Origin of the sequence: Streptomyces sp. 8L, assembly GCF_020176795.1 — a bacterium.
GTDB lineage: Bacteria > Actinomycetota > Actinomycetes > Streptomycetales > Streptomycetaceae > Streptomyces.
Genome location: NZ_JAIUKE010000416.1, coordinates 1 through 9821 on the forward strand (window position 1 = coordinate 1; position 9821 = coordinate 9821).

Annotated in this window: 5 protein-coding genes and 1 riboswitch; of the genes, 2 read left to right on the forward strand and 3 right to left on the reverse strand. The window is 75.5% G+C overall.

The features are described 5' to 3' along the window. The coding region (gene cobG, locus LCE31_RS29170; protein WP_308042326.1) for a precorrin-3B synthase at nt 1-1230 on the reverse strand (1230 nt) is incomplete at its 3' end. Nucleotides 1231-1348: 118 nt separating this feature from the next. Then, nucleotides 1349-1425: riboswitch (cobalamin riboswitch) on the forward strand. Nucleotides 1426-1479: 54 nt separating this feature from the next. On the opposite strand from cobG, the gene cobN reads away from it, so the two are divergent. After that, the gene (cobN, locus tag LCE31_RS29175) at nt 1480-5154 is read left to right on the forward strand and encodes a cobaltochelatase subunit CobN (protein ID WP_225019496.1); all 3675 of its coding nucleotides are present in this window, start codon (nt 1480-1482) and stop codon (nt 5152-5154) included. Between the two features lie 109 nt (nt 5155-5263). After that, entirely contained in the window at nt 5264-6487 is a 1224-nt protein-coding gene (locus tag LCE31_RS29180) for a WD40 repeat domain-containing protein (protein ID WP_225019498.1), read from the forward strand. A gap of 92 nt (nt 6488-6579) precedes the next feature. On the opposite strand, the gene rox is transcribed toward LCE31_RS29180, so the two are convergent. Continuing rightward, on the reverse strand, nt 6580-8031 hold the full coding sequence (gene rox, locus LCE31_RS29185) for a rifampin monooxygenase (protein ID WP_225019500.1): 1452 nt from the start codon (nt 8029-8031) through the stop codon (nt 6580-6582). Between the two features lie 301 nt (nt 8032-8332). Next, nucleotides 8333-9604: a DUF3500 domain-containing protein gene (locus tag LCE31_RS29190; protein ID WP_225019503.1), complete on the reverse strand. Its 1272-nt coding sequence runs from the start codon at nt 9602-9604 to the stop codon at nt 8333-8335. Between the last annotated feature and the right edge of the window lie 217 nt (nt 9605-9821).

Genomic DNA, 9821 nt, shown 5'->3' on the forward strand with positions numbered 1-9821 from the left:
GGTCGGGGCCGGGGACGGCGCCGTGGTCGTGTACGCGCCCTCGCCCGTCGCGACCTTGTCGACGTACGGGCCCTGCGGGTGCCCGCAGCGGCGCGCGCAGCCGGAGAAGTACAGGGGCAGCTCGTGGCGGTGCCGCCCCTGCGAGACGAGCGCCTCCGCGTCCGCCCGTACGTCCGCGAGGGCCTTCGCGCAGCCCGGCCTGCCGGTGCACGCGCCGACGCGGTGCCAGGGCGAGTCCGCGCTCGTCACCAGGCCCGCCGCACCGGCTGCCGCGAGCAGCTCCCGGGCCGCCCCCGCGGTGAGCCCCGGCACGATCAGGCCGCGCCACGGCGTCACCCGCAGGCCCTGGCCCGCCGCCGCGAGCAGCCGCCACTGCGCCACGGTCAGCCGGCCGAGCCGCGGCTGTACGGAGACGGCGGACCGCCCCCGGCCCGGTGCCGTGATCACGCCGAGTGCGGGGGCAGCCCCGCGCGGCAGGTCCGGGCCGCCCCGTACGGGCTCCGCTGCGACGCCCGCCGCAGCGAGCGCGGTGGCCAGGCGCGCGGACAGGCCGTGGCCGTCCGGCAGTTCCCGTACGCGCCAGGCGCCGGTGCCCGCCGCCGATGTGAGGAACGTCTCCGCCGCGAGCAGCGCGGCCCGTGGCGCGTCGGCCGCCCGTACCCGCAGCCGGTCGCGGCCCACGCACAGCACGGCCGTCCCCCCGCGGGCCGCCTCTGCGAGCAACGTCACATCCGCGCCCAGCGCGGCCACATCGCCGCGCCCGTCGTCCAGCGCGAACAGGAACCGGCCGGAGAGCGACGCCGCGGCGGCGCTCGCGCACACCAGCGCGTCCAGCTCGGCCACCCACAACCGCACGTCGGCGAAGGGGTGTTCGTCCTCCCCGGCGAGCGGCGACGCGACGATGTTGCGGGCGCGCTCGTGCCGCTCCGAGGGCAGCAGCCCCGCGTCGTGCAGCGTCGCGGCCAGCGGCGCGGCGCACGCCTCCGCGAGCCCCCGCAGCTGAACGTTTCCGCGCGACGTGATGTCCAGGTGCCCGTCGCCCAGCCGCTCCGCGGCCTCCGCGAGAACCGTCGCCTGACGTGCCGTCAGCAGGCCGCCCGGCAGCCGCAGACGGGCCAGCCGGCCGTCGTCCGCGGCATGCAGCCGCAGCGCTCCGGGGCAGGCGTCGCCGCGGTCGCGTACGGGCGTTTCGTCCCGGTGCGCGCCAACGGGCGAGGTGGGTGAGGGCATGGCGGCGAGCATACCCACGTACCTCCGGGCCTCCGAGGGCGCCGAGCGCCCGCCCGACGCGCCCTCCCCAGCCGTGACCAGCACCGCCTACTATCGAGGGACCAGCGACGGCGTCTGGGAGGAAGCCCGGTGCGAATCCGGCGCGGTCCCGCCACTGTGAGCCCGGCACACCGGCCCGGGTGAAGTCAGGAACTCCCGCCGTCCTCACCACCGCCCGGGGCGCGGACCCCGAGGAAGGCACGACGCCGCATGCTGCTGCTCCTGTCGACGTCCGACACCGATCTGCTCTCCGCCCGCGCCGCGAACGCGGCGGGCGGGGCCGTACCCTTCCGGTTCGCCAACCCCGCGCGCCTGCCGCTGGACGATCTGCCCGGCCTGCTGGAGGGCGCCGACCTCGTCGTCGTACGGCTCCTCGGCGGACTGCGCGCCTGGCAGGACGGCATCGACGCGCTGCGGGCGAGCGGCAGGCCGCTGGTCGTCCTGACCGGCGAGCAGGCGCCCGACGCGCAGCTGATGGAGGCCTCCACGGTCCCCATCGGCATCGCCGCCGAGGCGCACGCCTACCTCGCGCACGGCGGCCCCGCGAACCTGGACCAGCTCGCCAGGTTCCTGTCCGACACCGTCCTGCTGACCGGCCACGGCTTCGAGCCGCCCGCGCCCGCGCCCGCCTGGGGCCGTCTGGAGCGCGAGGCCGCGCCCGGTGCGGCGGGACCGATCGTCGCGGTGCTCTACTACCGCGCCCACCACATGAGCGGCAACACCGGCTTCGTGGACGCCCTGTGCTCCGCGATCGAGACGGCGGGCGGACGCCCGCTGCCGCTGTACGTGGCGTCGCTGCGTACGCCGGAACCCGGCCTGCTGGAGACGCTGGGCGCGGCGGACGCGCTGGTCACGACCGTCCTCGCGGCGGGCGGCACCAAGCCGGCCGGGGCCTCGGCCGGCGAGGACGACGAGTCGTGGGACGCGGGCGCGCTGGCCGCGCTCGGCGTGCCGATCCTCCAGGGGCTGTGCCTGACGGGCTCGCGCGCCGACTGGGAGGCCAACGACGAGGGGCTGTCGCCGCTGGACGCGGCCGGTCAGATCGCCGTGCCCGAGTTCGACGGGCGGCTGATCACGGTCCCGTTCTCGTTCAAGGAGATCGACGCGGACGGCCTGCCGTCGTACGTCGCGGACGCGGAGCGCGCCGCGCGCGTCGCCGGGACCGCCGTACGCCACGCCCGCCTGCGCCACCTGCCGAACGCGGACAAGCGCCTCGCGCTGGTGCTCTCCGCGTACCCGACGAAGCACTCCCGCATCGGCAACGCCGTCGGCCTCGACACCCCCGCGAGCGCCGTCGCGCTGCTGCGCCGCCTGGTCGCCGAGGGCTACGACTTCGGCCCGGTGGCAGCGGCGGACGGCGGCGGAACGGACGGCCCCCGAAACCCCGGCCCGATGCCCGACATCCCCGGCCTCGCCTCCGGCGACGGCGACGAGCTGATCCGCGCGCTCATCGACGCGGGCGGCCACGACCAGGAGTGGCTGACCGAGGAGCAGCTGGCCCGCAACCCGGTGCGCATCCCGGCCGCCGACTACCGCCGCTGGTTCGCGCGGCTCCCCGCAGGACTGCGGGAGTCGGTCGAGGAGCACTGGGGCCCCGCGCCCGGCGAGATGTTCGTGGACCGCACGCACAACCCGGAGGGCGACATCGTCCTCGCCGCCCTGCGCCGCGGCAACCTGCTCATCCTCATCCAGCCGCCGCGCGGCTTCGGCGAGAACCCCATCGCGATCTACCACGACCCGGACCTGCCGCCCTCGCACCACTACCTCGCCGCGTACCGCTGGATACAGGCGGCCAGGGACGACGGCGGGTTCGGCGCCGACGCGATGATCCACCTCGGCAAGCACGGCAACCTGGAGTGGCTGCCGGGCAAGAACGCGGGCCTGTCCGCCGCGTGCGCGCCCGACGCGGCGCTCGGCGACCTGCCGCTGGTCTACCCGTTCCTCGTCAACGACCCGGGCGAGGGCACCCAGGCCAAGCGCCGGGTGCACGCCACGCTGGTGGACCACCTGGTGCCGCCGATGGCCCGCGCCGAGTCGTACGGCGACATCGCCCGCCTTGAGCAACTCCTGGACGAGCACGCGCAGATCGCCGCGATGGACCCGGCGAAGCTGCCCGCGATCCGGGCGCAGATCTGGACGCTGATCCAGGCCGCGAAGCTCGACCACGACCTCGGCCTCGACCCCGACGAGCGGCCGGACGACGAGGGCTTCGACGAGTTCGTGCTGCACATCGACGGCTGGCTGTGCGAGATCAAGGACGCGCAGATCCGCGACGGCCTGCACGTCCTCGGCGGCGCTCCGACCGGCGAGACCCGCGTCAACCTGGTCCTCGCGGTGCTGCGCGCCCGGCAGATCTGGGGCGGCACGCAGTCGCTGCCCGGTCTGCGCGAGGCGCTCGGCCTCGACGAGTCGGCCGCCACCCGCACCGCCGCCGACGAGGTCGAGGCGCGCGCCCGTGCCCTCGTCCAGGCGATGGAGGACGCGGGCTGGGAGCCGTCGGCCGTGGCCGGGGTCGCGGCCGGGCAGCCGGAGGCGGTCGCGCGCATCCTCGACTTCGCCGCGCGCGAGGTCGTACCGCGCCTCGCGGGCACCACCGACGAGATCGACCACGCCGTGCTCGCGCTGAACGGCGGCTTCGTCCCGGCCGGCCCGTCGGGCTCGCCGCTGCGCGGCCTCGTCAACGTCCTGCCGACCGGCCGCAACTTCTACTCCGTCGACCCGAAGGCCGTCCCCAGCCGCCTCGCGTGGGAGACGGGACAGGCGCTCGCCGACTCGCTGCTCACCCGCTACCGCGACGACAACGGCGAATGGCCCGAGTCCGTCGGCCTGTCCCTGTGGGGTACGAGCGCGATGCGCACCGCGGGCGATGACATCGCGGAGGCGCTCGCGCTGCTGGGCGTCAGGCCGGTGTGGGACGACGCGTCGCGCCGGGTCACCGGCTTGGAAGCCATCGGCGCGGAGGAGCTCGGCCGCCCCCGCATCGATGTGACACTCCGCATCAGCGGCTTCTTCCGCGACGCGTTCCCGCACGCCATCGCCCTGCTGGACGACGCGGTGCGGCTGGCCGCCTCGCTGGACGAGCCCGCCGAGCACAACCACGTACGGGCGCACGCGCGGGCCGACATGGCGGCGGGCGCCGACGAACGCCGGGCCACCACCCGTATATTCGGCTCCCGCCCCGGCACCTACGGCGCGGGCCTGCTCCAGCTGATCGACAGCCGCGACTGGCGCACCGACGCGGACCTCGCCGAGGTCTACACCGTGTGGGGCGGCTACGCGTACGGCCGCGAGCTGGAGGGCCGCCCGGCGCGCGACGAGATGGAGACCGCGTACAAGCGGATCGCGGTCGCGGCGAAGAACACCGACACCCGCGAACACGACATCGCGGACTCCGACGACTACTTCCAGTACCACGGCGGCATGGTCGCCACCGTCCGCGCGCTCAAGGGCACCGCGCCCGAGGCGTACATCGGCGACTCGACCCGCCCGGAGACGGTCCGCACCCGCACCCTCGTGGAGGAGACGTCCCGCGTGTTCCGCGCGCGCGTCGTCAACCCCCGCTGGATCGAGGCGATGCGCCGCCACGGCTACAAGGGCGCCTTCGAACTCGCCGCCACGGTGGACTACTTGTTCGGCTACGACGCGACGACGGGCGTCGTCGCCGACTGGATGTACGACAAGCTCACCCAGACGTACGTCCTGGACGAGGAGAACCGCGCGTTCCTCCAGCAGGCCAACCCCTGGGCCCTGCACGGCATGGCGGAGCGCCTCCTGGAGGCGGAGTCGCGCGGCATGTGGGCGAAGCCCGACCCGCAGGTGCTGGCCCAGCTGCGCCAGGTCTTCCTGGACACGGAGGGCGACCTGGAGTCCGGCGAGGACGAGTGACGGTCCGCGCGGCGCGGGTGGGGGGTCCGCGCGCGGCGGGAACGCTAGCCTGAGGACGGTCGAGGCGCGCCGTGTCCGCGGTGCGCTACGCCGGTTCGGGGGTGGCCCGTTGGGGACGGAGGAGACCGCCGGGGGCAGGAGTGCCAACGTCGTCCAGGGCGACGCGCGTGTCCTCGGCCCCGTCGTCCAGGTGGGCACCGTCGAGGGCGATGTACACGTCCATCCGGCGGCGGGCGGGCGGCCCGTCCCGCTGCTCCGCGTCGAACGGGACGGCGAGTCGATCGAGTTCTTCGACGCGGACGTGGCACGGCTCTGGATCACCGCGGCCCTCGCGCCACGGCCCGCCGGAGGTGCCCCCGCGCCGGAGCGCGCCGCCGGGCCAGGACGGGATTCTGGGCCGGAAGACCCCGGGCCGGGACGGGCGTTCGCGCTCAGCGGGACGACGGTGCGCGGGCACACCGGGAGGGTCTGCGCCGTGGCGTTCGCGCCGGACGGGCGCCTGCTCGCGACGGCCTCGGACGACGGCACCGCGCGCCTGTGGGACGTCGCGACCGCCGAGCCCGCGGGCGCGGCGCTGACCGGGCACGACGGCGGTGTCCGGGCCGTGGCCTTCGCCCGCGGCGGACGCGTCCTCGCGACCGGCGGCCGCGATCGCACGGTGCGCCTGTGGGACGTGGCCACCCGCGAACCGCTGGCCGCGCCCCTGACCGGCCACACCGACGCCGTCTGGGACCTGGCCTTCGCCGCCGGAGGCACGCTGCTGGCGAGCGCCGGCCTCGAAGGGGCCGTACGCCTGTGGGACCCGGCCGCTCCCGGCCCGGTCGGCGGGCCGCTGACCGGGCACAGGGGCGGGGCCGACACCGTGGCGCTGTCGCCGGACGGCCGGCTGCTGGCGAGCGGCGGCGAGGACACCGTCGTCCGCCTGTGGGACACGGCCACCGGCCGCCCGGCCGGCGCGCCGCTGACCGGCCACCGGGGCGCGGTGCGCGCGGCGGCCTTCTCACCGGACGGGCGCGTCCTCGCCACCGGCGGCTGGGACGAGACGGTACGGCTGTGGGACCCCGTCGCGGGGCAGCCGCTCGGGACTGTGCTGACGGGCCACAGCAACGCCGTACGGGCCGTGGCCTTCTCCGGCGACGGGAGACTGCTGGCCTCGGCCGCCATGGACCACACGGTGCGGCTGTGGGACCCCGCCACCGGCCGGCCGGTGGGCGCGCCGCTCACCGCGCCGGGCCGTGGTCCGAGGGCTGCGGCCTTCGCCCCGACCGAGCCGCTGCTCGCGTGCGCGGACGGAGACGCCGTCGTCCTGTGGCGGGTGCAGGCCGCGCCCTGAGTGCGCGCGGGACGGGCGGTGTGCCGACCGGGCCCTGAGTGCGCCGCGCGGGACGGGCACGGCCCCCGCGCGCCCCGGCGTTCCCCGCGGCCTCACCCGGTGGCGGCGCCGAACCACCGGGTCAGCGGTGCCACCAGATCCGCCTGGTCCGCACCCGCCCACACCACATGGCCGTCCGGCCGCAACAGCACGGCGGGCGCGTCGAGTTCGGCGCTCTCGTCCACGACGTGGTCGACGCGGTCCGCCCAGCCGGCGGCCGAGAGGCGTCCCGTCCGGTCGAGCAGCAGCCCGCGGCCCTCGTGCGTCAGCTCGTAGAGGCGTCCGCGTTTCAGCTCCACGTCCCGCAGGCGGCGGCCGAGCAGATCATGGCCCTCGCCGACGTCGTAGCGGACCGAGATCGCGGTGATCTTCTCGATCAGGTACCGGTTCACCTCCTCGAAGCCGACCAGCTCCGACAGCAGCTTGCGCACCGCCAGGGCGCCCGGCGCGGTCGACAGCAGCTCCATCTGCGCGCGCGTGTTGTCCAGCACGTCGGCCGCCACCGGCCGCCGTTCGCTCTCGTAGCTGTCCAGCAGCCCCTCCGGCGCCCAGCCGGCCACTTCTGCGGCCAGCTTCCAGCCGAGGTTGAACGCGTCCTGGAGGCCGAGGTTGAGGCCCTGTCCGCCGGTCGGCGGGTGGATGTGCGCCGCGTCGCCCGCCAGCAGCACCCGGCCGGCCCGGTAGCGCTCGGCGAGCCGGGTCGCGTCACCGAAGCGGGACAGCCGGCGCGGTGAGTGCACGCCGAAGTCGGTACCGGCCACCGCCCGCAGCCGCGTTCGGAACTCCTCCAGGCCCGGCGGTACGGAGCGGTCCCCGGCGACCCCCTCGGCGGGCACGATCACCCGGTACACGCCGTCCCCCATGGGCCCGAGCCCGAACCGGCGCTGGGTCTTGCGGACCTCCGCCACCACGGCGGCCACCGTCTCCTGCTCCACGCCCACCTCCATCTCGCCGATCAGCGTCTCCACCCGGCTCGGTTCGCCGGGGAAGCCGACGCCGAGCAGCCCGCGCACCGTGCTGCGGCCTCCGTCGCAGCCGACCAGATAGCGCGAGCGCAGCGTCGTGCCCCCGCCGCCGATCTCATCTGCGTCCCCCGCCAGTTCGACCGTCACGCCGTCGTCGTCCTGGCGCAGCCCGGTCACCTCGTGGCCGCGCCGGATCTCCGCGCCCAGCTCGGTGGCGCGCTCGGCCAGCAGGCGGTCGGTGACGGGCTGCGGGATGCCGAGGACGTACGAATGCGCGGTGTCCAGCCCCTCGGGCCACGACGCGGCGAGGCCCGCGAAGAAGCCGCCGACCCGGTACTGCTTGCCGAGCGGGAGGAACCGCTCCAGCAGACCGCGCTGGTCGAGCACCTCGATGCTGCGGACGTGCAGCCCGAGCGCGCGGACGAAACCGCTCGGCTCCGGGTCCCTCTCCAGTACGACCACGCGCACGCCGTGCAACCGCAGCTCGCAGGCCAGCATCAGGCCGGTCGGCCCGCCCCCTGCGATGATCACGTCGATCATGCAACCCCTCACACAGTCGCCCGGCCGGCCCGCGACGGCGCGCTCCCGTATGCCCACAGGGGGTGCGGATACCGCGCGAATCGCCGATGTCCGGCTCTTCCGGCTCTTCCGGTTCTTCCGGTCTCGGCGGACGATTGTGCGACAGACAGGGGGCCTTGCCGCAAGGCCCCCTGTGCGCTATATCTTGAAAGTGGCAGGAGGAGGCCGTGCGCCCACCTGCCTTTTCTTGTGCCCGGAGCCCACCCGGCCTCCACCCGGCGCGCCCCGGTACCGGCCCCGCCGGCCCCCGAGGGGCAGAGGGTCAGTGGCCGCTGCCTGGTGTGTGGTGGGTGGCGTAGTGCTGGGCGAGGAGGTTCCTGCCGTAGTCGTTGCCGCCGGGTTCGCGGACGATCGTGTGGACGTGGTAGCGCGCGGGTTCCTCGTTGGCGAGGAAGACGCCGGGGTGGTTGTCGTACTCCACGAGCAGGACCGGGGAGTGGATTCGGTAGAAGAAGGCGCAGACGTCGTCGTGCCCGCCGCGCCAGACGAAGTGGGTGTCGTCGAGGTGCCGGGCGACCTCTTCGAGCTTGCGCTCGGCGTGCGGCGCGGGGAGCCGGCCCAGGTAGACGCGGACGAGTTCGAGGAGCAGGTCCTGCTGGCCCGTGGAGAGCTCGCCGCCGTTGATCCCCTCGGGCGGCAGGACCAGATTGTCCTGGCCGGCCCCGGCGAGGTGCCGGCCGTTGAAGGGGCCGGCCGAGTCCGGCGGCACGTCGGCGGCGGTGACGGAGCGGCTGAGCAGGAAACTGCTCTCCTGCCGCGCCGTGAGGGACCGGCGGAACCTCAGGCCGCGCTCCGTCTCGTCGTCGAACGCGCGGACGCCGGCGTAGGCCCCGGTGTCGCAGGAGGTGGGTTCGGCGCCGAGGAACACGGGGGCGAGGACGAGTTGGCCGCCGACGAAGACGCAGTGCACGTCGACGTGGTGTCCCATCAGCTGCCAGCCCCACGGCCGTCCTGAGGCGGGATCGCCGAAGACCGTGAACCAGTAGGTGAATTCGGTCAGGGTGTCGCGGTAGTCGTCGATCAGCTCGCCCAGGGCGCCGTTGAGCCGCATCGCGGCGCGGACGAGATCGAACCCCTCGCGGCTGAGGCTCGCCCCGACGACGGCCAGGGCCAGTTCGCGCGGTGTGGCGCCCAGGCGTTCGAGCCGCATTCCCTTGGGGGCCCAGGTCGGCATGGCGTTGGTCCACAGCCGCCAGGAGGGCGAGTCCATCGGCAGCCGCGCGACGGTCCGCTCGAACGGCGTGAGGGCGTCGAGGTACGCGACAGCGGCGTCGACCGCCGCGGTGGGCCGGTGCCCGGTGTCGGTCAGCCGGTAGAGGCCGGGGACGGGGGTGCCGTCCGTGGTGACGCCGACGTAGGGCTCGCCGTGGGCCCGGAACGGCGCTGTCACCTCTGCGGCGATCTCCGGTGGCAGCAGGTCGGCGTGGAGGATGCCGTCGACCAGGGGCAGCGCGCCCTTCTCCTTCGGAAGCGGCAACGGGGCGGGGGTGCGCTGCCGGGCCGGGACGGCGCGCTTGATGTGCTCGGCACTCATGCCGTGTCCTTCACTGAGGGGAGCGCGCCGGAATGCCGGGCGCGGATGCGGATCGCTGCGTTCGAGCGGCGGCGGGACCGGCCCGCCGCCGGGGGGGGGGGGCGCCGGGCGGGCGGGGGGGGGGCGGGGGGGGGGGGGCGGGGCGGGGGGGGGGGTATGGCGGCGCGCAACGCCCTTTTGGGGGGGGGTAATCGGGGGGGGCATTCGGGGTGTTGGG

Coding starts and splice junctions, on each gene's coding strand:
- cobN (WP_225019496.1), top strand. CDS start 1,480: ATGCTGCTGCTCCTGTCGACGTCCGACACCGATCTGCTCTCCGCCCGC.
- rox (WP_225019500.1), bottom strand. CDS start 8,031: ATGATCGACGTGATCATCGCAGGGGGCGGGCCGACCGGCCTGATGCTG.
- LCE31_RS29190 (WP_225019503.1), bottom strand. CDS start 9,604: ATGAGTGCCGAGCACATCAAGCGCGCCGTCCCGGCCCGGCAGCGCACC.